General features: G+C 71.7%; 18 protein-coding genes. 10 read left to right on the top strand and 8 right to left on the bottom strand.

Annotated elements, in window-relative coordinates; translation table 11 throughout:
• Positions 1 to 95: 95 nt before the first annotated feature.
• Positions 96 to 464 (bottom strand): hypothetical protein, encoded by a 369-nt coding sequence (locus ABZ371_RS05465; protein ID WP_358673817.1) that lies wholly within the window; start codon positions 462 to 464, stop codon positions 96 to 98.
• Between the two features lie 309 nt (positions 465 to 773).
• Here ABZ371_RS05465 and ABZ371_RS05460 point away from each other — a divergent pair, with 309 nt between their 5' ends.
• The 3 genes from ABZ371_RS05460 to ABZ371_RS05450 all read left to right on the top strand — a co-directional run bounded on the left by ABZ371_RS05460 (position 774) and on the right by ABZ371_RS05450 (position 4,743).
• A complete protein-coding gene (locus ABZ371_RS05460; protein ID WP_358673815.1) occupies positions 774 to 2,864 on the top strand; it encodes a helix-turn-helix transcriptional regulator in 2,091 nt (696 codons plus the stop codon).
• A gap of 26 nt (positions 2,865 to 2,890) precedes the next feature.
• Positions 2,891 to 3,838: a hypothetical protein gene (locus tag ABZ371_RS05455; protein ID WP_358673813.1), complete on the top strand. Its 948-nt coding sequence runs from the start codon at positions 2,891 to 2,893 to the stop codon at positions 3,836 to 3,838.
• 170 nt (positions 3,839 to 4,008) lie between these two features.
• Positions 4,009 to 4,743 carry a DUF6339 family protein gene (locus ABZ371_RS05450; RefSeq protein WP_358673811.1) on the top strand — a complete coding sequence of 245 codons (735 nt, stop codon included), beginning with the start codon at positions 4,009 to 4,011 and terminating at the stop codon, positions 4,741 to 4,743.
• An 86-nt stretch (positions 4,744 to 4,829) separates the two neighbouring features.
• Here ABZ371_RS05450 and ABZ371_RS05445 read toward each other — a convergent pair whose 3' ends face one another.
• The 4 genes from ABZ371_RS05445 to ABZ371_RS05430 all read right to left on the bottom strand — a co-directional run bounded on the left by ABZ371_RS05445 (position 4,830) and on the right by ABZ371_RS05430 (position 8,806).
• Positions 4,830 to 6,071: a DNA cytosine methyltransferase gene (locus ABZ371_RS05445; RefSeq protein WP_358673809.1), complete on the bottom strand. Its 1,242-nt coding sequence runs from the start codon at positions 6,069 to 6,071 to the stop codon at positions 4,830 to 4,832.
• Between the two features lie 29 nt (positions 6,072 to 6,100).
• Positions 6,101 to 7,084: a DNA (cytosine-5-)-methyltransferase gene (gene dcm, locus ABZ371_RS05440; protein ID WP_358673806.1), complete on the bottom strand. Its 984-nt coding sequence runs from the start codon at positions 7,082 to 7,084 to the stop codon at positions 6,101 to 6,103.
• Entirely contained in the window at positions 7,081 to 7,533 is a 453-nt protein-coding gene (locus ABZ371_RS05435; RefSeq protein WP_358673803.1) for a very short patch repair endonuclease, read from the bottom strand. The genes dcm and ABZ371_RS05435 overlap by 4 nt, the downstream gene beginning before the upstream one ends.
• Positions 7,534 to 7,882: 349 nt before the next feature.
• The gene (locus ABZ371_RS05430; protein WP_358673800.1) at positions 7,883 to 8,806 is read right to left on the bottom strand and encodes a TetR/AcrR family transcriptional regulator C-terminal domain-containing protein; all 924 of its coding nucleotides are present in this window, start codon (positions 8,804 to 8,806) and stop codon (positions 7,883 to 7,885) included.
• A gap of 265 nt (positions 8,807 to 9,071) precedes the next feature.
• Between ABZ371_RS05430 and ABZ371_RS05425 the strand changes: the two genes are divergently transcribed.
• Positions 9,072 to 10,583 carry an MFS transporter gene (locus ABZ371_RS05425; RefSeq protein WP_358673843.1) on the top strand — a complete coding sequence of 504 codons (1,512 nt, stop codon included), beginning with the start codon at positions 9,072 to 9,074 and terminating at the stop codon, positions 10,581 to 10,583.
• A 127-nt stretch (positions 10,584 to 10,710) separates the two neighbouring features.
• Here the strand turns inward: ABZ371_RS05425 and ABZ371_RS05420 are convergent, their stop codons facing one another.
• Positions 10,711 to 11,277: a hypothetical protein gene (locus ABZ371_RS05420; protein WP_358673798.1), complete on the bottom strand. Its 567-nt coding sequence runs from the start codon at positions 11,275 to 11,277 to the stop codon at positions 10,711 to 10,713.
• 240 nt (positions 11,278 to 11,517) lie between these two features.
• Positions 11,518 to 11,730 carry a DUF4287 domain-containing protein gene (locus ABZ371_RS05415; RefSeq protein WP_358673795.1) on the bottom strand — a complete coding sequence of 71 codons (213 nt, stop codon included), beginning with the start codon at positions 11,728 to 11,730 and terminating at the stop codon, positions 11,518 to 11,520.
• 389 nt (positions 11,731 to 12,119) lie between these two features.
• Between ABZ371_RS05415 and ABZ371_RS05410 the strand changes: the two genes are divergently transcribed.
• The 3 genes from ABZ371_RS05410 to ABZ371_RS05400 are packed head-to-tail and all read left to right on the top strand — an operon-like array spanning position 12,120 to position 16,812.
• Positions 12,120 to 12,533 (top strand): hypothetical protein, encoded by a 414-nt coding sequence (locus ABZ371_RS05410; protein WP_358673792.1) that lies wholly within the window; start codon positions 12,120 to 12,122, stop codon positions 12,531 to 12,533.
• A gap of 5 nt (positions 12,534 to 12,538) precedes the next feature.
• Positions 12,539 to 15,358, top strand: a complete 2,820-nt coding sequence (locus tag ABZ371_RS05405; protein WP_358673789.1) for a caspase family protein — start codon at positions 12,539 to 12,541, stop codon at positions 15,356 to 15,358.
• On the top strand, positions 15,355 to 16,812 hold the full coding sequence (locus ABZ371_RS05400) for an extracellular solute-binding protein (protein WP_358673786.1): 1,458 nt from the start codon (positions 15,355 to 15,357) through the stop codon (positions 16,810 to 16,812). The genes ABZ371_RS05405 and ABZ371_RS05400 overlap by 4 nt, the downstream gene beginning before the upstream one ends.
• A 63-nt stretch (positions 16,813 to 16,875) precedes the next feature.
• On the opposite strand, the gene ABZ371_RS05395 is transcribed toward ABZ371_RS05400, so the two are convergent.
• Positions 16,876 to 17,883 (bottom strand): SEC-C domain-containing protein, encoded by a 1,008-nt coding sequence (locus ABZ371_RS05395; RefSeq protein WP_358673783.1) that lies wholly within the window; start codon positions 17,881 to 17,883, stop codon positions 16,876 to 16,878.
• 557 nt (positions 17,884 to 18,440) lie between these two features.
• On the opposite strand from ABZ371_RS05395, the gene ABZ371_RS05390 reads away from it, so the two are divergent.
• The 3 genes from ABZ371_RS05390 to ABZ371_RS05380 all read left to right on the top strand — a co-directional run bounded on the left by ABZ371_RS05390 (position 18,441) and on the right by ABZ371_RS05380 (position 20,634).
• A complete protein-coding gene (locus ABZ371_RS05390) occupies positions 18,441 to 18,773 on the top strand; it encodes a DUF6412 domain-containing protein (protein ID WP_358673780.1) in 333 nt (110 codons plus the stop codon).
• 78 nt (positions 18,774 to 18,851) lie between these two features.
• The gene (locus ABZ371_RS05385) at positions 18,852 to 19,622 is read left to right on the top strand and encodes a YidC/Oxa1 family membrane protein insertase (protein WP_358673777.1); all 771 of its coding nucleotides are present in this window, start codon (positions 18,852 to 18,854) and stop codon (positions 19,620 to 19,622) included.
• A 151-nt stretch (positions 19,623 to 19,773) separates the two neighbouring features.
• Positions 19,774 to 20,634: a fumarylacetoacetate hydrolase family protein gene (locus ABZ371_RS05380; RefSeq protein ID WP_358673774.1), complete on the top strand. Its 861-nt coding sequence runs from the start codon at positions 19,774 to 19,776 to the stop codon at positions 20,632 to 20,634.
• The last annotated feature ends 145 nt before the right edge of the window (positions 20,635 to 20,779 follow it).

The following is a 20,779-nucleotide window of genomic DNA, read 5'->3' as shown; positions in this document are numbered from 1 at the left end:
AGAGAAAACAAACCGAGGATGCGTGGGGGAAGGCGGGGTGCCGGCGCAAGCGCGGGCACCCCGGTGGAGCATGCGGCACAGCTGCGGTGAGGGGGTCAGCTGTTGGTGGTGACCGTGGTGACGGTCGTGACCGTGACGATGGTCGTCGTGACCGTCACGGTGCGTCCGGTCGTGCGGATCCTGCGGGTGCGGGTGACCCGATAGGTGCGCGGAGCTCCGGCGCGCCGAGGAGTCATGGGACGGCGGGTGGCCCGAGAGGTGCGGGCCACGGGAGGCACGGAAGCTGCGGCGGCCTGCTCGGTGGATGCGGTCTGCGGGGAGCGCGCGAGGCGGCGCCGTGCCGAGGCGAGAAGCTGGGGCGGGATGCCGTGGCAGGTCAGCAGCTCGGCGCGGTGGTCCGGGTCCTCCGTGTTGTCGTACTCCTCGATGAACCACGCCATCCAGGCATCCTCGTCTTCGATCATGTGGGTCCCCTCCCTGTGGGCACACCGACAAGTGCCCGTGACTGGATGACGCAGGAAAAACGCTGCAAAACGGACCCTGAGGACAGAGCTCTGGCCTCTGAGTAGGTGGCTTCTGTCAACAACCCTCGTGGGGTTGGAAGTTGCCGAGACAGACACTAGGGCACATGGGGAGGACCTGTCGATCAGAAGGCGAAAGTTTTCAAACGATCCCCGCTGGCGCTCAAGTAGGACTCGAACGTCAAGTGACATTTGACGTCACGGGTGTGTCAATCGGGGTGCTACGGTTGCCTCACTCGGGACCAAGGGGAAGTGGGTTCGGTGGAGGACATCGAGGATTTCGGCGTATGGCTGGGGCGTCAGCTGCGTCGCAACGGCATATCGCAGGCGGAACTTGCCCAACAGTTGGGACTGACGCGTGCGGCCGTGTCCGCATGGGTCACCGGAAGAGCGCAACCCAGGGCGGAGGTGATGGTCAAGATCGCCGAGATCCTGGAGACGGACGTCGCCACCCTGATCACGAGGGACGCGGACGCCGGATCCGACCGGCCGATCGCCTGGTACCACCGGATCGCCCACCACGACGGTGGCCGTGAGTACGGTAACGCCGCTGCGTTCGCCTTCGACGCGAGCCTCGCTGTGCTGGCCCGGGAGGCCACGCAGAACTCGCTGGACGAAAGGCTGGATCCGCGACGCCCGGTGCGGGTCCGTTTCACCCTTCACGAGCTGACCGGTGAGCACCTGCACTCCTTCCTCTCCGCGCTGAAGTGGGATGAGCTGGAACCCCACTTCTCGGCGGCGGCCCGGTCCCGACAGAAGGTCGGTCGAACCCTCTCCGAGGGGCTTCGGGCGCTGCGCGAAGATGCCTCGCTCCTGCTCCTGCGGATCGATGACTACAACGCCTCCGGCCTTACGGGACCGGAGTACGAGGACGGCCGGTACGCTGCTGTCGTCCGTCGGCAGCTGGACAGTCACAAGAGCAACGATCGAGCCGGTGGCTCGTACGGACTGGGGAAAGCCACGCTGTGGGCGGCCAGCCGGCTCGGCCTGGTGCTGATCAACAGCACGTTGTCCGAACAGCACGAGGGGCGGACGGCCCGCCGAGTGATCGGCCGTCTCGACCTGCCCTGGCGTGAGGTCGATGGAGTGGCGTACGCGGGGCCTGCCTGGCTCGGCGAGCCGGACACCGAGAAGACGCACGAAGGGGTCTCCCGTTCCTGGTGGGCGAACGAAAGAGTCGTCGCCGACCTACGGCTGGACCGGGACAGCGAGGACCCGGGCACTTCCTTCCTCGTCGTCGGCGCCCACGACGCGGCCGGCAGCAGTGACACGTTGGAGGACCTGCACGCGGCACTCGGTCGGGCCCTGTCCGACAACTTCTGGGCCGCCATGACCTCGGGGCGTTCGACGCCGGCCATGCTGGAGGCGTCGGTCAAGGCTCTTCGCAACGGCGAAGCGGTGGTGGCGGAACAGCGGGTCGATCCCCTCGACCGACACCCGGCAATGGTCCACGCCCTGCGGGCGTACCTCGACGGGGAGACGGTCGAGGAACTGACGGCTCCCGGGCAGGTTGCCGCCACGAAGGTCGAGCTTGTCGTCCCACCACCACGGACGGCCGGACGTAAGGCCGCAGGGCGTACCCACCGAGCCGTACTACTGGTGACTCCCGCCGCAGACACTGACGAGAAGCACAGCCGCATCATCTGTATGCGGGGTAACCGGATGACGGTCACCGCGCGGCCTCCCCGCAACCTGGGGATGGGAACGGACCCGTTCCAGGCTGTCCTGCTCGCCGGGTTCGCCACCGGCGACGACAGCGCGACGACGCATGCCGCCGAAGCATTCCTGCGAGCCGCAGAGCCTCCGGAGCACGACAGGTGGGGCGTGACGGAGGAGCTCACCGCCGCCTACGCCAACGCGCCTCGCCGATTGACCGAGTTCAACGCGGCCATGGACACGGCGTTGCGGCGGGTGATCGGCAGACGGGCCCCCGGACGGGAGTCGACCGGGCCCGAGATCCTTCGGAAACTGCTCCGGCTCGACACGCCCTCGGTGGCGAGCAGCCGTAGAGGACACCCGACCGTGGGCCGGGTGGTCGGAAAGGTGGACGCGGCCGGGGCCTGGACCTTGGACGTGACACTGACCGTCCCCCAGCGAGACGGCCACTGGCAGTTGCTGCCGGTGGCCAAGTTCGATGTGCGATCGGGAGGACGGCCCTCGTTGGACTGGGCGGACCTGTCCGCCAAGGAGAACTGCCAGGTCGTCGACGGAAGGCTGGTCATCGAACCGGACGTGCGATCGGCTCGCTTCTCCGGCGTCACCGCCGTAGGGAGCCATCCGGTGGCTGCCGTCATGGCGGGCGTCATCGTGGACGTGCAACAGGCGCGGGAGGCTTCGGCGTGAGTGCGGTATACGCGTATCCGACCTTGGTGGGAAAGATCGAGGTCACTGTCTGTGGAGCGAGCATAGACGGCAAGCCGCTGCAGTTGACCCTGATCTCGCAACGCGACCAGGTCGTGGCGCTTCACCAGGTCGAACGGGACGACTGGACCGAAGGCGTATTGGATCTCGAGGTCTCCCTGCCTACCGACGAATTGGCCGACGGGCCATGGGCCGGAGTCAGCTGTGTCGCCGTCCTCACCGAAGGAGCGACCAATACCCGCGTGGTCAGTCGCTTGGAGCGTCGTCGTGACGACTCCCACTGGCGTGGCCAGGTTCGGGTGCGTCGCTCCGCCCATGCCGCACGAGCTCTGCTCGACGTGAGCGTCGTCGGCAGTCACGGTGGAGTCGACGGACGTGTCCTCGGCAGAGCGGACACGCCGTGGGTCATCGATCTGCTGTCCAGGACGCCCTCCAGGCAACGGGATCTGGAGATCCTGGAGGAGGACTTCCGCGACGGGCCCCAGGAGTGGCTGCGCGGATTCATGGACGCGCCGTGGCTGATCGACACCACGGGGGACCTGCCGACCATCCTGCTCAACACGTCCTTCGAAGGACTCGCCGAGCTGTTGTCCGGTGCTCGCGGTCCACTGGAGAAGGCGACCGCCGGTCTTGTGGCAGCCCAGATCGCGGGCGAGGCATGGGGGACGATGTTCCACTCGGCACTGAGCGACCTCGAATTCGACGACGACGGCACCCCGCATCTTCCCGGTGGGTGGCGTGGGTCCGTGCTGCGATCCATGTTGCCCGAGGTGTTCCCCGGCCTACCCCTCCACGATGCGTTGAGGGAGGCGCACGACCGCCGTGCGGCCGGCCGAGGATGGGCGGAGGTGCAGTCGCGGATCGCAGTGGCAGCCGGGAAGCGCAGCCAGACGCCCAAGAACCTCATGACGACCATCCGCGCAGTCGCCCGCGCCCAGGAAGGTACGCACCGATGAGCCGACAGCGCTTCGAACCTCCCGCACGGCTCGCCCTGCTCCCGGGTAACCTCGCCACCGCGTTCCTCACCCATGGGGTGCGCGCGGGGCAGGAAGACCTACCGCAGGTGGCGATCCTGCGAGCGAGCACCCCGATCGACGGTGACTCCGTCCGATGGAGCGTCGACCCGGTGCGAGAGCTCGTCGAGGAGGCGATGCTCAGATTCGATGCGGGCAGGACCGAAGCCGATGCCTGGCTGGCCCCTCGGTTGCACGCGACCCTGCGTATGACCCGCGCCGAGGCGGCGAACGCAGGACTGTGGAACTACATGGCCTTGGCCGTGGCTCCGGACTTCGTCCTGTGGCGGCACATGCCGCCGGGTACGACCGATGCCGGTGCGCCCAGGAAGGTGAACAGTGCCAGGTTCGTGGGACCTCACTACAGCCAGGCCTTCGCCAGGCTCTGGTGGGCAGCCGAAATGTTCCGAGACGGGCCTGACTACGGCCCGGCGGAGGTCGCCTGCGGTAATCAGGACATGATCAATACGGCCCTCCGCCTCGACGCCATCGATCACAAGCCCACCGCCCTGGCGCTTGTCTCGGTTCTCAAAAAACTCTCCGACAACGGGGCGACCCGACTCGGTGACCGGGTCAATGCCCTGTGCACGGCGGTGAATGTGGCCGGCACCACGCTCATGTACGAGGTGATCGGGCCGGAGGACCCACCCCGTCACGACGCGCTCACCGACTGGATCGAAGACGTGGAGTCGGCACCCGCCGTTCCGTGGGAACGGCTCCCGGAGGGCCCGGACGACGGCACCGCTCGGCGCTCCTCGTGCGACGTGCTGTCACGGATGTTCGAGCGATTCGCCGCCGAGGCTCCGTTGCGCGACCGGACTCGGGCCGCTGTGGCGGTGGACGGCTGATCCGGCCCACGTGCCTCCGGCGGGGGACCGCTGGCTCCCCAGGTGCGCGAGGACGAGCAAGCGAGCACTGAGGGACCCCTCCTCGCTCAGACGTCGGTCGCACCCTGGTCGGAGGGAGCGGTGCGGGGCTCCGGTTCCCACGCCGCCAACTTGTCGAACATATCCTCGCCGGGCCGTCCGAGCCGGAGAGCGCTGCACAAGATGTGCAGGGAGAGGCGCGGCGGGATGGCGTTCCCGATCTGCTGTGCCACATCGGTGGACTGCCACGGGTAGCGCTCGGGGAACGACTGAAGGAGTCCGGCTTCCTCGAACGACAGCCGATCCAGTTCCTCGCCGACCTCTTTCGCTCCCGACTCGCCTTCCTTGAGGAGGAAGAGACGGTTGCGGCGACACTTCCCTGTGATCGTTGCCGCAGGTTCAAGAGAGGTGCGCCGTCCACGGTTCTTCGGATCACCGCCCGAGCCGTAGTTGGAGATCATCACGAAGTCCTGCGGGCGCGACGCACCGAGAGCGTCCTGCATGGACACCCAGGGTTCGATCTTTCCTGCGAGGGGCGGGGCGGCGAACAACGATCCGTCCGAACGGAGCCCCCCGGTCCCTCCTGCGGAGAGGCGCTCGACTCCCTTGCGATACCTCTGGTGCGTCGGCGTCGGGAACCCAACGTCCCTGGTCTCGTTGCCCGGGGCGTACTGGGCGATGAGTACGGCCCGGCGGCGTGTCTGAGGGACACCGAATGCCTCGGCATGGAGGACATGGGCCTCGGCGGCGTAGCCGATCTTCCTGAGCAGTTCGGCGTAGTGTTTCCAGACCGGGAGGACCGTGGGCACCTGCTCCAGTACCACCACCTCGTAGGCCTTGCGGCGCCGGGAGAGCTTCGCCTCCATGATCCAACGTAGAGGCTGGAGGACGAGCCCGGTCCGTTCGTCCTCTGCGAGGGCGGGATCGGCCTGGACCGCGGCCCACACGGTCGCGAAGGAAGCGGCATCCTGGGCGGCCACCAAGCACGTCGCCAGCCGCTTCACGTCTTCCAGGGCTTTATGCCCCTTGCGGTTGCCTGCCACGGAGAAGGACTGGCACGGCGGCCCGCCGGTGAGGACGTTCGCGTCCTCCACCTGCGCGTCGCACGGGCCGAGGGCCGCGACGTCCTTCTCCTTCGTGGTCAGGAGTCCGGCGGCGTCGCGCGTCGCACGGGTCGCGTCGTCCCATTCCACCCCGATGCTCTCCACGCCCATGATCGTTGCCGCGATGTCGAGGCCCCCGGGGCCTGCGAACAGGTCCACGATGCGGAAACGCGCAGCTTGATGTGACGGGTCGAGCTCTGGGGTCATGAGGATGAAGTGTAGCCGGCGGGATGAGATCAACCAGCCGCGTGGGTGAGCCCACTCGGGGCGCCCAGCGCGTCCGCGATCGCCCTGCCCAGAGCCCTGCCCACCGGCGGTGGCGACGCGTGTCCTATCTGTCGGTATCGCAGAGTCTTTCCCCCGGCAAGGTGCCAGTCGGCTGGGAAGCCCTGCAGGAGCGCAGTCTGTGGAACGGTGAGTTTGATCATCTCGGAAGACCCGTCCTGCTCAGGGCCCGGGACGTGGTCGGCCAACGAGCCCCCGTTCACTCCCATGCGGGCCCATGCCTTCTTTGTCCCTGTCGGTCCAAGATCGGCCCCACCTCGATTGTCGGATCCGCCGACGAGGGTGGGAGCCACTACCGACGCCTGGTCGGCCCACGCGCCGGCGCCACCCCATCCGCGAGCAGCCATCGAGAGGCGCAGAGCACTGCCCACCGGTACGTGCTCCTCGACCGTGGGCAGAGGAGGCCGGAATGAGTCGAAGTAGCGCTCCTGCAAAGCAACCAGCACCCCCTGCTTACGGTCCTGAGGCACTCCGAAATCGGCCGCGTTCAGCACGAACCATCGCAACCGATAACCGAGGTGCTCCAGCTCCTGACTGATGAAGGCGCGTAGGGGGGCGAGCACCTCTGCCTCGACCAGACCGGGTACGTTCTCGATCAGGAGGGCGCGCGGCTGAACCCCGTGAGCGAGGAGGACCGCCGCTTCCAGGAGCTGCCTCTCCTCATCGGTCCCGGTCCTCGCTGCGGTCGCACTCGACTTCACGCGGGGCGGCCCGGCGGACAGCAGGTCGACGTCGTAGGTCTGCGGGTGCTCGGCGGGGTCGAAGTCCAGCAGATCCATCTGCAAGACGTTCCACCCCGGCCGGTTCGTGCACAGTGTCTCGCAGGCCACTTGCTTCTTGTCCAACAACAGCACCGGGTCGAACCCGGCCTGCTCCAGGCCCAGCGCCAGGCCGCCCGCGCCGGAGCACACGTCCACGAAGCGCAGACCGCTCACCGCTCGTCGCGCCTGGAGTCGCTTTCCCGTGCCGGCTTCTCGCGATCAACGACATCCGCCACCTCGTCGGCGACCCGGTCCGGTGACTGGTGTTCCCAGAACCGTAGGACCGTCCAGCCCGCGGCCACCAGGTGCTCGGTCGTCTCCGCGTCCCGCGCCATGTTGCGGTCCAGTTTGTCGCGCCACCACGTGGCGTTCGCCTTCGGCTGTGTCGCGTGTTCCGGGCAGCCGTGCCAGAAGCAGCCGTCCATGAAGACCGCCACCTTGGCTCGGGTGAAGGCGATGTCGATCGTGCGACGAGGCATGTTCGGCACCCGCTCGTTGAGGCGGTAGCGGTAACCGGACGCGTGCAGCAGCTTCCGGACCGCCACCTCGGGGGCCGTGTCGCGGCGGGCTTGGCGGCTCATCCGGGCGGAGACGCCGGGAGAGGAGGGCTTGGCGGTGTTCATCGCTGTCAAGTTTCCTATGCCGCGCCCGGTCACGATCGACGTCGGCCGAAACGGCGGGAGGACCGTCGCGGACCGGCGGGACGGGGGTGTCCATGGAGTGGGTCAGTGATCGTGATCGTATTGCAGAGGCGTGGCAGAGGGGAATCCCGCCGACGCCCATCACCGCCCTGCTCGGGCGCACTGTCCCAGGTGGGGCGGGTGCGGGGCGGCGAGGGCTGTCGGCGTCATCAGGGCCGTGGGCGACGTGGTGCTGGGTCGATGTCGGCATCCGGGTAGGACGTCGTGCGCACGTCCGCCCGGGTCGCCCGTCCTGGATCCGGCCCACGACGGCCTGCCGCCCGTAGAGCCGTCACAGCCGCCGCTGCCCCGGGACCCCCGACACCAGCACCTCCACCCCGTCCAGCACCCGTGCCAGGCCGAACTCGAAGAGGGCGTCCAGCTCCAGCTCGAAGCCGTCCTCGCCGAACAGCGTGGACAGGATCGGGTAGGCGGCGACCGTCTGGATCGCCTCCATCCGGGGTTCGACGGACTCCATCCACTCCTCGGCCGTCATCCCGGTGTCCTGCCGGGCCTGCGACTCCAGCTCGACGGCCATCGCGATGCCCTGCGTGAACCCGAGCAGGGTGAGGTGGACGTGGAGCATCTGGGTGGGGGTGAGGCCGAGGCCCTTCAGGGCGCTGAGCACCCTCTCCGTGTACCGCATGGCGTGCGGGGAGGCCAGTGGCCGGGTCAGGGCGGCCATGGCTCGCGCCAGCCAGGGGTGTTGCTCGTACTGGCTCCACAGCCAGCGAGCCTCCCGTTCCAGTCGGGGCCGCCAGCCCGCCGGCGGTGGGTCGGCGGGTGCTCCGCCGAACACCGCCTCCGACATCAGCCGGATGAGTTCCCCCTTGCTGGGGACGTGGCGGTACAGGGCCATGGTGGACGTGCCGAACTCGGTCGCCACCCGCCGCATCGAGAGTGCCGCCAGCCCCTCCGCGTCGACGAGCGCGATCGCCGCGCCGACGATGCGCTCCCGGTCGAGGCCCCGGCGGGAAGCCGTGCCGCCGCGTTCGCGCACGTGCTCCGCGACCACCGTGCCCACACCGGGGACCGCCCGGACCAAACCCTCCTGGTTGAGCACGGCGAGCGCCTTCGTCGCGGTCGCCATCGCGACCCCCCACTCCCTCGTGATGCGCCGGGTGGAGGGGACGCGGTCGCCGGGGGCCAGCTCGCCCGAGACGATGCGGCGCCGGAGGTCGCCGGCGATCCGGAGGTAGGGCGCTTCGGTGGTCACGGAGTCACCGTACTAGTGCACTACGGTCCCCTTCACCCTGCTGACCGTGGGATTGCGGGTGGTGCACTAGGTACCTGTTTGCGGTGTACCCGCGGGCACCGCTTCCGTGTTCCGCATGGAGAACACACCGAAGGACACACCGCTGGGCGCACCGAAGGACACACCGTACGGCGCACCGATGAACTCACCGCGGAGCGCACCGAGCCCCGACGACGCACCCGGCCCCCGCGCGGGGCGCAGGGAATGGGTCGCCCTGGGCGTCCTGATGCTGCCCCTGCTTCTCGTCTCGATGGACGTGTCGGTCCTCTACTTCGCGATCCCGTACATCAGCCAGGACCTGGAGCCCAGCGCCACCCAGCAGCTGTGGATCCTGGACATGTACGGCTTCGTGCTCGCCGGCCTGCTCATCATGATGGGTGCGCTCGGCGACCGGATCGGGCGGCGGACGCTGGTCCTGGCGGGGGCCGCGGTGTTCGGGGCCGCTTCGGTGGCCGCCGCGTACGCGCACTCCGCCGAGGTCCTCATCGCGGTGCGAGCCCTCCTCGGCGTCGGCGGTGCCGCGCTCATGCCCGCGACCCTCGCCCTGATCCGCACCCTCTTCCGCGACGAGAGGGAGCGGGGGAGGGCGGTGACCATCTGGACCGCCGTCATGACCACCGGCGTCTCGCTGGGCCCGGTCGTCAGCGGCCTGCTGCTCGAACACTTCTGGTGGGGCTCGGTGTTCCTGATCAACCTGCCCGCCATGCTGCTGCTGATCACGCTGGTCCCCTTCCTGGTGCCCGAGTCCACGTCGGGCGGACGCGGGCGCTTCGACCTGCTCAGCGCGGCCCTCTCCCTGGGCGCCCTGCTTCCGGTCATCCACGGCATCAAGGAGTGGGCCCGCCACGGTTACGCGCCGTTGCCCGTCGCCGGGATCGGCACCGGACTGGTGCTGGGGCTCGTGTTCGTACGCCGCCAGAGGCGCCTCGACCACCCGATGATCGACCTCCGCCTCCTCGGCAGGCGTGCCTTCGGCGGCCCGGTGCTCGCCAACCTGCTGGCCATGTTCGCCACCGTGGGGATGGCCGTCTTCTTCACCCAGTACCTCCAGTCCGTGCTCGGCCTGAGCCCGCTGACCGCCGCGCTGTGGAGCCTCGTCCCGGCGGTCGGCGTCGCCGTCATGGCGCCCACCGGAGCGGCCCTCGCGCGGCGCACCGACCGGGCGTACGTCATGTGCGGTGGCTTCCTCGTGTCCGCGTGCGGGTTCCTGTGGCTGTCCAGGGTGGGCACCGGCTCGCCCCTGTGGTTCACCCTCACCGGCGGCGCCGTCTACGCGGGCGGACTCGTCGCCTCCATGACCCTCGCCAACGAACTCGCGCTGGGCGCCGCCCCGCCCGAGCGCGCGGGCTCGTCCGCCGCCGTACTCGAAGCGGGCCAGGAGCTGGGCGGCGCACTCGGCATGGCCGTCCTCGGCTCCGTCGGAGCCGCGGTCTACAGCCGGGACATGTCCGCCGCCCTGCCCGCCGGAGTGCCGGAGGCCGACGCCGTACGCGAGACCCTCGGCGGCGCGGCGGCCGTGGCCGCCGAACTCCCCGCCGCCACCGCCGACGCCGTACTGGCCACCGCCCGCGAGGCATTCACCCACGGCATGGGAATCGCGGCGGTCGGGGCGGCCGTGGTCATGGCCTGTGCGGGGGTCTTCTCCGCCGGCCTCCTGCGCGGAGCCGGCACGACGGACTCCGCACAGGCCTCACCCCCGGCCGCCGAGCGGAGGCGCACACCCCTCGTGCGGCCCTGATCCGCCCTTCCCGGTGATGCCGCCGGGCCGCCGCCTCCCCGCCCGCGGACGACGGCCGAAGCTGCGGACCGGCGGACCGGCGGACCGACGAACCGGTGGGGCGCGGCGGACCGGTGGGGCGGCCGGGTCAGGCCCGTACCGCGGCGATGACCACGCCGTTCCGCGCCTGGATCCGCAGGGTGGTCCCGTCCCAGGTGACCGGCAGGGGGAAGGGCGTGGTGTCCACCGGCGATCCGGGATCGCCTTCCCCCGACGCCGCGTCGTGGCCCCATTGCAGGGTGTGGGAGGCATTGCCGCCGACAGAGCCGGGCAACCCGGCGCCCGCCCAGACGTTGTCCGTGGTCATGCCGTCCACCGTCACGGTGAGCCGGCCCGCCGCGAGGGTGAAGGAGCCGGCCAGGTCATCCCCGTCCAGGCTCCACCTGCGCCCCGTGACGTCGATCCGCGCGTACTCGTCGTTGACCTCGCCCTGCGGGGTGAACGACAACTGCCACGCACCCTGCGCGAACGCCTCGACGGCCGCTCCCGTGACGGTCGCCTTGGCGGGCCTGTCACCGGGCGCCGTCCCGCTCCGCCCGTCGTCCTCCTTGGCGCCGCACGCCGTGAGCACGACGGAGAGCAGGCCGAGGCCCCCGTATCTGATCGCGTCCCGTCTGCCGACGATCCGTCGTACCTGCCTGAAGTCACCCAGCACCGCGCTGCCTTTCCTCGGCCCTGCCGTCCGACTGCCGCTGTGGGGGAGTCAGAGTCTGATGCACGAGCGGGTGGTACGGCAGCAGATCCCGCATATTCGCGGCCGGTCCGCAGTGCGTACGCCATGGCCCCGCAGTGCGTACGCCGAAGACCCCGGCGTGCGTACGCCGGTGGGCCGCACCGCGCACGCCGGCGGGCGCACCGGTGCCGCGCGGTGCGCGCGGCCGGTGCGGGCGGGCGCCTACTTCCCGCTGTCCTCGGCGAGTGTGTGCGCGACCAGGGCGTTGGCGTGCCCGTGGCCCAGCGCGTGGTCGGCCTTGAGCCAGGAGACGAGCTCCATGTGCTTGCTCAGGGGCGAACTGCGGATGAGCGCCTTCCAGTCCGCGATCGGGCGGCCGTACTTCCGCTCGATCGACGGGAAGTAGCTCGCGGGGCCCTTCGGAGCGTCGGCCATGTCGTCGTGTTCCTTCCGTCGGCGTCCACAGGCACGGGGTCCGTGCTGTGCTGCTGGGATGTGGACTGCCGGCCGGGGCGGAACTCATCGGTGCGCAGGTGGTGCCCGGCAAAGGGGTGCCTTGCGTCAACCCACGTGAAATACTCGTGAGTTCAGTGGATCACCGCACGCATGTCGTGGACCACCGCGAGGACCGCCGCACGGATCAGTCCGTGGTCCCCGCACACGGGGCGGGCGGGGAAGCGCACGAGCGGCGTGCGCGGGCCAGTGCAGGGACCGCTCCGGCCTGAGGCGGGGCGACGGTGCCGATGGGGGCAGGGCGTATGACGGACGGGGCACGGCCGGGCGGATCGGAGCCGGGGCGGGGGACGGTCGAGTTACGGATCAGCGTGAGCGGGACGCACACCCGGCGTGACGATCTGGAGGCGCTCCACGCCTGGCTGGACAGCACTCCCGCGCTCGACGAGGCACGGGACCGGCAGCAGCTCAGCGTCGGGCGCAAGGACTCGCTGACGCAGACCGAGGCGATGAGCGGGGAGCTGATCCAGGACATCGTCCTCGTCGTCTCCGTCGAGGTCGCCCGGTCCGTGGCCGAGAACGCCTGGCGGTCCGTGGAGACCTGGCTGCGCAACCGGCGCCGGTTCGCCGAACCGGAGGAGACGCCCCGGGTCACCCTGGGCGGACCGCTCCAGGGGCCGGGCGCCGACCTCAGCCGTGACACCGACCGTGACGGGGGCCCGGACCCGGCTCCCGGCTCCGACGGGCCGGACCGAGCGCGCGGCGACGAGCCCGGGGAGGTCTAGCCGCCGTGCCGCCGTACGACGCGCGCGGCGAGGAGAACAGGGCGAAGCGGCACCGGGCCGTGCTCGTCGGGGTCGAGCGCTACACGGGCAACCGCAACGACCTCCCGGCCGTGGCCACGAACCTGCGCCTGATGCGTGAAGCCCTGACCGCCGAAGGCACCGGGGTGCTCGACCCGGAGGACCTGGTGGTCGTCGCGGGGGAGCGGGGCCCGGCCGGCGGCGCTCCGGGCGGGGTGGACCCGCTGCGGGTCCGGGCGGCACTGAGCGCTGCCCGGGACGAGGTGACGGGACTGCTGGTCGTCTACTTCGCCGGGCACGGCATCGTGCGCCCGGACGGCAGTGACCTCAACCTGATGTTCACCGACTCCCGTGTCTCCCGCGACCGGCACCACCCCTTCCGGGACACCCTGTCCTGGCGTGACGACGTGATGCCCGAGCTGCGCAACGCCCGGGCGGAGTGGGTGGTGGTCGTCCTCGACTGCTGCTTCGCGGGCAACGCCCTGTCGGCGTTCACCCCGGCGGCCGGGCAGAACTTCGCCCTGCTGACGGCCGCCGAGCGGGGCGTGGAGATCCCGCCCGGCGATCCGGCCGGCGGTACGGAGTTCACGGCCGCGCTGCACCGCCTGCTGACCGCGGGCACACACGGCCGGGAGCCGACCACCTTCACCGGCGTCGTCGCCGGCATCCGCGAGGAGATGGCACCCCTCAAGGCCATCGACGGGCACCCGTGGATCCCGGACGAACTCCGGCACGGCGACGACGTGGTACTCGCCCTCCCGCACGGCGACGACGTGGTGGTCGCTCCCCCGCAGGGCGACGACGTGGTGGCCGCCCTCCCGCACGACCGGCAGCCCGCGCTCCCGTCGCCCCGCCCGCACTCCGAGTCCACCCAGCCGTCGCCGTCGCCGTCACCGCGCCCGCGTCCGGACGCCACCCCGGGCCCCGCCCCCGCGCCGGCCCCCGGGCCGCTCCGCCGCCGCCCGACACGGGCGATGACCCTCGTGCTCGCCGGTGTCCTCGCCCTCGCCGGTGCGGGCGCCTGGATGCTCCTGGGGCCCGGGCCCGACGGGAAGTGCGCCCCGCCCCTCGAACTGCGGGTGCTCACCGACCCCGACATCCGGCCCACCGTGCAGAAGGCCGCCGACGCCTACCCGAAACAGGAGCGGCACGGCGACCGCGACTGCCGGACCGTCAACCTGACGGTGTACGACGCCAAGGCCACCGACGCCGTGGCGGCCTTCCGGTCCTCCTCACTGTGGCAGGACCCCCCGGCCGCCTGCCCCCCACCCGGTGACTGCCCCCGGCCCCAGCGGGACGTCGGGGCCCAGCCCGACATCTGGATCCCCGCCGCCGGGAGCACGTGGCGGCGGGCGACGGCCGAGGAGGAGGGCGGCGGCAGCACCGCGGCCTCCGCCCCGGCCGGGGCGACCGGCGCCGACGAGCACGCCGACGCGGGGGACAGCGCCGTGACACTCGAACCGATGGGTTCCGTCGCCTTCACGCCGATGGTCCTCGCCGTGCCGTACACCATGCCCCTGGCGCCGTCCCTGCAGACCGGCGCTCCCCTCGGCACGATCATCTCCTCGCTGAAGGCCGCCCAGAAGCAGCCGATCGCGGTCCTGCGGCCCGACCCGGAGGGCACGGACGGCGCCCTGCTGGCGACCAGGGCGCTCTACGCGTCCTCCGGCAGCGGACCCGCCTCCACCCTCGAACACGTCATGGCCCAGGAACTGCGGCCCATGCCCTCCACCGCGAGGGAACTCATGTGCGCCCTGGCCGACGGTTCCCGCAACGGCCTGGAGGACCGGGCCGCCGTGCTGGTCCCCGAGCAGACCCTGGCGCAGTTCAACCTCTCCGCGGGGAACGCCGCCCGCCCGTCCTGCGCGACCGAGAGCCTGGAGCGCCGCACCGCCCAGTACCCCTCCGACGTACCCGTGCTGGACCTGCCGTTCCTCCGGGTCACCTGGAAGGACGCCCGACGGGACGCGGAGGCCCGCAGGGACGCCGTCACCAGGTTCCACGACTGGCTGGCCACGGACCGGGACGCCCAGCGGTTCTTCGTCGACGACGGCTTCCGCGGTGTCGACGGGAAGGGCCGGCCCGCCCCGCCGGCCGAGAACTCGCTCCTGCGGACCGGCGTGAACGAGTCGGCGGTGCGGGAGGACATCCCGGCGGCCGGCCCCGGCACGGTCACAGCCGCCACCCTGGGAGACGTGCTGCGCCGCTACCGCTCCGCCCTCGGCCCCGGACGGGTGCTCTACCTCCTGGACAACTCCACCTCGATGGCCGACAAACGGGTCTGGGACGGCCCCGGGCGCGCCAAGGAACTGGTGACACGCTCGATGGGATCGCTCGGCACGAAGGACGAGTACGGGCTGTGGTCGATGGCCGTCGAAGAGGGAAGGAAGGCCACGGACCTCGTGCCCTTCGGGCGCAACACCCGCGCCGTCGCGTCCGAGGCCGCCGCCTCCGCCACGACGGCCGACCACGACGCCCGCATCGCGGAGGCCCTGCACGACGCCTTCACCACCCTGCGCGGCGGGACCACGGACGCGGATCAGCCACGCCTCCTGGTCCTCGTCACCGACGACGAGGACACCGCGGACATCGGGCGGAAGGAACGGGACGGGCTGCTCACCGAGGCGAAGGGCAACCCGCTCGTACGGATCGTGTCGGTCTCCCTCCAGAGCGGCGGCTGCGCCCCCGGCCGGTTCGGGGAACGGCTCGCCACGGCGACCGGCGGGCGCTGCCTGGACCCGGCCGACGACATCGCCACCGAACTGGCCGCCGAGGTCGCCAAGACCGGTACGGGGGACGCGGAATGACCCCGTCGGTGCGCCGTGCGGCCCGCGGCCCCGCCCGCCGCACGGGAAGGGCCGCCGCGGCCGTCGGCTGCCTGCTCGCGCTCGTGTCGGCCGGCTGCACGGGCGGCCCCGGGGGCGCCTCGGGTCCGGACCCGCTGGACAAGGCCGCCGGGGGGCCCATCGTCGTCGCCAGCGGACTGGACGTCACCGGTTCCGGAGGCGTGCGCCGGCAGCTCATAGAGGAGTGGAACCGGCAGCACGCCGGGAGACCCGCCGAGCAGGCCGAGCTCGTCGAACTCCCCGGCGGGGCCGACCAGCAGCGCAGCCAGCTCCTCGGGGCCCTCCAGTCCGGCAGCGCCCGCTACGACGTGGTGAACCTCGACATCACCTGGATCCCCGAGTTCGCCGAGGCCGGGCTCATCAGCCCGATGCCCGAGGCGGAGACCGAGAAGGAGGCCGACGACGACCTCGACTTCATGAAGCGGGTGCACGCGACGACGCTGTGGGACGGCCACTCCTACGCCCGGCCGTTCAACACCGACGTCGGCCTCCTCTACTACCGACCCGACCTGCTGACGAAGGCCGGCATCCCGACGAGCCGCCGGCCCACGGCGGCATGGACGTGGGACGACCTCTACGCCTCCGTCAAGACGCTCGCGCTGAGCCCCGACCGGCCGGACGACCAGGCGGGCTGGACCACCCAGCTGAAACAGTACGAAGGGCTGACGGCCAACACCATCGAGGCGTTCGAGACCGCGGGCGTGCAGCTCGCCGACAGCCAGGGTCGCTACAAGGGGAGTGCCGAGCAGCTCAAGAAGGGGCTCGACGAACTCCTCGACCGCGGCGACCGCGGCAGGATCCGGCCCGCCGCGCTCGGCTCGGACGAGACGGCGTCGCTCACCGACTTCGCCGGGGGGCGAGCGGTGTTCCTGCGCCACTGGCCCTACGGATACGGGGCACTGCGGAACCTGCTGGGACCCGAGCAGTACACCGTGAACCGGCTGCCGGGCAAAGCCGTACTCGGCGGGCAGAACCTCGCCGTGACGGCGGACTCCCCGCGCGCCGGCCACGCCCGTGAACTCGTCACGTTCCTGACCTCGCAGCAGAGCGAGAGCTGTCTGTTCGACGCCGGGTTCGCCGCCACCCGCGCCTCCGTGTACGCGCGCACCGCGAAGCCCTGCTGGCCCGGTGTGGCCGCCGCCCTCAGGCCGGCCGGGGGCACCCCGGAGGCGGCCGCCACCGGGGGCGAAGGGGTCCCGGAGGAACAGGGGGAGGCGCAGCGGGAAGCGTACGCCCGGACCCTGAGCGCGGCCCTGAACGAGGCGGTCCAGCGGCCGCGCACCCCCTACTACGGCGCCTTCACCCACGTGCTCCAGTCGCACGTGCACGCCCTGCTGACCACCGACTCCCCGGACAGCGGCAAGACCGCCGCCGACCTGGACCGCGAGCTGCGGGACGTGTTCGCCGGCAGGTGAGCTGCCCCGCCCCCGGAGTGCGCCCCGGCGGGCGCCCGCCCACCGGGGCGTGACCGCCCGGCCTCAGGCCGCTCCGTGGCACTCCCGGTAGGCGCGGCCCGAGCCGCACCAGCAGGACGCGCTGCGCGCGGGCGGCCACGGGACGGCACGGCCACGGGCCGCGAGGGTGGTGGCGTACTGGGGGAGCAGGTCCGGGTCGGACGGGGAGGCGGCCTCGGAGGCGGCGAACGCCTCGTACGAGGGGACCGTGCCCGTGACGATGCCGAGATTCGGCGTGCCCGTGGCGTGCAGGTCCCGCAGCGCCGCCTCCAGCCGCGCCAGGTGGTCCTCGTGGGAGTTGTACTCCTGCGCCAGCTCCGGGTAGTTCGCGACGAGCTCGCGGAGCTCGTCCTCGGGCCAGTGCAGAACCGCCACGGGGAACGGGCGGGACAACGCCGTGCGATAGGTACCCAGTTCGGCGCGGAGCCGGGTGATCTCGGCCCGCAGCTCCCCCGGGTCGGAGGAGCCGAGGGACCACAGCCGCTTCGGGTCGTGCAGCTCGTCGAGCGGGACGGCGGCCGTGTGCAGGGCGTCGGCGAGCTCGTCCCACGGGTCGTGGGCGACACCCATCAGCCTGCGCACCCGGTGCCGTCCGGTCAGCAACGACTGGGTGGCGTAGGGGACTTCTTCGCCCGGGGTGATCAGGAGCGTCAGGGCCGCCGAGAAGAGGTCATGGGCCGGCTCCAGCTCGTCGTGGGCCTCCAGGGTCTCCGCGGCGATCTCCCACGGCGCCGCCTCGGCGGGGCTCGCGGCACGGATGCCGTCGATGATCGCGCGGGCCTCCGCCTCGTGGCCGTACTCCCAGAGATTGGCGGCTTTGAGTGCTTTGACGAGGTGCGGGTTCTCGACGGCCGTCCCGGACGATCCGAGCAGCTCGTCGTAGAGGGTCGTGGCGCGGGCGCGGTCACCGGCCAGCTCCAGATGGGCCGCGGCCTGGAGGAACAGCGGCTCCTGGTCCTCGGGGTACTGCGCCGCGGTGCGCAGCAGGCGCTCGGCTTCGGTGATGTGGTCGGCAGGCGTGTCGGGGCGCATGAACCACACGGTACTGCGACCCGGGGGCGAGGTGAGAGGCCGCGGTCGCAGTGCGGTGACTCGGTGTTCGCCACGACGGCAGGCGGGCCCCCGCAGCGGCGGCGGAGGTGCCGGGGGCAGCCGCGGGAGCGGCGGCGAGCGGCTGTCCGGGGCGGTGCCTGGCGGGTTGGAGGAGCGGTGCCGGGCGGCTGTCCGGAGCCGTGCCCGCTGGTTGCGGGAGGCGTGCTCACCCGGCTGTCCGGAGCCGTGCGCGCCCGACCGTCCGGTGTCGAGCCCGCGGGCCGTCCGGTGCCGTGCCCGCCCGACCGTCGGAGCCGTGCCCGCTGGGTACGGGAGCCACGCCCACCGACCGTCCGGAGCGTGCCCTCCCGACTGCCCGGAGGCATACCCACCGACCGTCCGAAAGCCGGGCCCGCCCAGCCGCCGACGCCCCGCCCGCCGGCCGTGCGGGCCACCACGTCCCCGCGGCCGTGGTCCGTCCGCCCGGCATACCGCTCGAAACGGATCGTGTATAACGGCTGGAGGACACGACAGACGCGACACGCAGGGGAGGGCCGATGTCCGACGACGCGAACCGCGTGCGCCGTGCCTTCGCCCGTCTCCTCCGGCCCGCCGCCTTCCTCGTCCTCTTCCTCACCGAGGTCCTGCTGGCCGAGGGCGGCAGCCTCTCCGCGGCCGTCGCGCTCGCCGCCACCGCGGCCGCCGGCTCGGCGCTCCTCGTCTGCTCCGTCATCAGCGCCCGCTGCGCCGCCCCCGTGCCCCGCACGCGGGTGCGCACCGCCATGCGGGACCGGGAGAAGCGCACCGCGTTCCTCCCGCAACGCGATCCCGACGCGCGGGGCCGCACCAGGCCCCGGGCCCCCGGGGCCGCCCTCCTGGCGGCCGCGTAGGGGCCATCGCCCCCAGCGCGGTCCGTCCTGCCGAGTTCCACCTTTCCCGGCACGACGAGACCCCCGGAGGGCTCACCCATGTCCGCTTTCATGTCCGCCTTCGCGAGCCTGGTCGGCTCGCTGGCCGACCTGCTCCAGCCGTTCTTCCAGAACGCGTCGACCGCCGCCGCGATCGTCCTGTTCACCGCACTCGTACGGCTCGCCGTCCACCCCCTGTCGCGGGCGGCGGCGCGCGGGCAGAAGGCCCGCACCCGGCTCCAGCCGCAGATCACCGCACTGCGCGAGAAGCACGCCAGGAATCCCGAGCGGATGCGGAAGGCGCTCATGGAGCTGCACGCCGAGGAGAAGGTGTCGCCCCTCTCCGGCTGCCTGCCGAGCCTGCTCCAGATGCCGGCGTTCTTCCTGCTCTACCACCTCTTCTCCAGCCCGCGGATCGGTGGCGAGGCGAACTCGCTGCTCGGCCACGAACTCCTCGGCGCCCCGCTGGGCGAACGCTGGCACCAGGCGCTCGCCGACGGCGGACCGTTCGGCGGGCAGGGGCTCGTCTACCTGGCGCTCTTCGTGGTCGTCGCCGCCGTCGCCACCTTCAACTACGGCCGTACCAAGCGCCAGATGGCCGCCGCTCCCGTCACCCCGGCGACCGGCCCCGACGGGCAGCCGGTACCCGGCATGGGAGCCATGACGAAGGTGATGCCGCTGATGTCCTTCCTCACCCTCTTCTCCGTGGCCTACGTGCCGCTCGCGGCCGCCCTCTACATCGTCACCAGCACCACCTGGACGGCGATCGAGCGGGCCTGCCTCTACCGCGCCACCCCGGCCGCGGACGCCGCCCTCGCACCGGCCGTGTGACGGCGCCCGCTGACCGGGCCACCCGGGGCCCGCCGGTCCAGTGCGTGAACAGCCTCTTGCGGAGTGATCCGACGTCTTGGAGGATCGGCCAAGCCTCTCGCTGGCCGCAACCCACCGGCAGGCTCGATCTCGACGAAGGGGAGATGGATCGTTGAAGCTGCTTCGAGTCGGTACGGCGGGCGCGGAACGCCCCGCGCTGCTGGACCGGAACGGGACCCTGCGTGACCTCTCGGGCCTTGTCGCCGACATCGACGGTGACCTGCTCGCCGACGCCTCGACGCTGGCCCGCGTACGGGAGGCCGCGCAGACACCCGACGTACTGCCGCCGATCGACCCCGCCGGGCTGCGCATCGGCCCACCCGTCGGCCGGATCGGCAAGATCGTGTGCATCGGGCTGAACTACCACGACCACGCGGCCGAGACCGGCGCCGCGATCCCGGAGGAGCCGATCCTCTTCTTCAAGGCGCCGGACACCGTCGTCGGCCCCGAGGACACCGTGCTCGTGCCGCGCGGCAGCCGCAAGACCGACTGGGAGGTCGAGCTCGCCGTCGTCATCGGGCGCACCGCCCGCTACCTGGACTCCGCCGAGGAGGCGCTCGGGCACGTCGCGGGATACGCGACGGCGCACGACGTCTCGGAGCGGGAGTTCCAGATCGAGCGCGGGGGTACCTGGGACAAGGGCAAGAACTGCGAGACGTTCAACCCGCTCGGCCCCTGGCTCGTCACCACCGACGAGATCCCCGACCCGCAGGCGCTGCCGCTGAAGCTGTGGGTCAACGGGGAGCTGAAGCAGGACGGCACGACGGCCGACCAGATCTTCCCCGTGGGCGAGGTCGTGCGCTACCTCAGCCACTTCATGACGCTCTACCCGGGCGACGTCATCAACACCGGGACGCCCGCCGGGGTGGCCATGGGCCACCCCGACCCGAAGCCGTACCTGCGGGCCGGCGACGTGGTCGAGCTGGAGGTCGAGGGCCTCGGCCGCCAGCGTCAGCAGCTCAAGGACGCGTAAGCCGGTCCGGCACCGCGGCAGTACGGAGGGGTGGGGGGGGGCCGGCCGGCCCCCCCCCCCCCCCCCCCCCCAGCGCACACGCCGGATGGTGGGGGGGGGGGGGGGGGTGGACAGCGCCACCCCCCCCCCGCAGGCGCGGGGGCCG

The organism is Streptomyces sp. NPDC005899 (genome assembly GCF_040629645.1).
Taxonomy (GTDB): domain Bacteria; phylum Actinomycetota; class Actinomycetes; order Streptomycetales; family Streptomycetaceae; genus Streptomyces.
This window is presented reverse-complemented; position numbering and strand designations above follow the sequence as displayed.

Coding starts and splice junctions, on each gene's coding strand:
- ABZ371_RS05465 (WP_358673817.1), bottom strand. CDS start 464: ATGATCGAAGACGAGGATGCCTGGATGGCGTGGTTCATCGAGGAGTAC.
- ABZ371_RS05445 (WP_358673809.1), bottom strand. CDS start 6,071: ATGACCCCAGAGCTCGACCCGTCACATCAAGCTGCGCGTTTCCGCATC.
- ABZ371_RS05435 (WP_358673803.1), bottom strand. CDS start 7,533: ATGAACACCGCCAAGCCCTCCTCTCCCGGCGTCTCCGCCCGGATGAGC.
- ABZ371_RS05425 (WP_358673843.1), top strand. CDS start 9,072: ATGCTGCCCCTGCTTCTCGTCTCGATGGACGTGTCGGTCCTCTACTTC.
- ABZ371_RS05415 (WP_358673795.1), bottom strand. CDS start 11,730: ATGGCCGACGCTCCGAAGGGCCCCGCGAGCTACTTCCCGTCGATCGAG.
- ABZ371_RS05400 (WP_358673786.1), top strand. CDS start 15,355: ATGACCCCGTCGGTGCGCCGTGCGGCCCGCGGCCCCGCCCGCCGCACG.
- ABZ371_RS05395 (WP_358673783.1), bottom strand. CDS start 17,883: ATGCGCCCCGACACGCCTGCCGACCACATCACCGAAGCCGAGCGCCTG.
- ABZ371_RS05390 (WP_358673780.1), top strand. CDS start 18,441: ATGTCCGACGACGCGAACCGCGTGCGCCGTGCCTTCGCCCGTCTCCTC.
- ABZ371_RS05385 (WP_358673777.1), top strand. CDS start 18,852: ATGTCCGCTTTCATGTCCGCCTTCGCGAGCCTGGTCGGCTCGCTGGCC.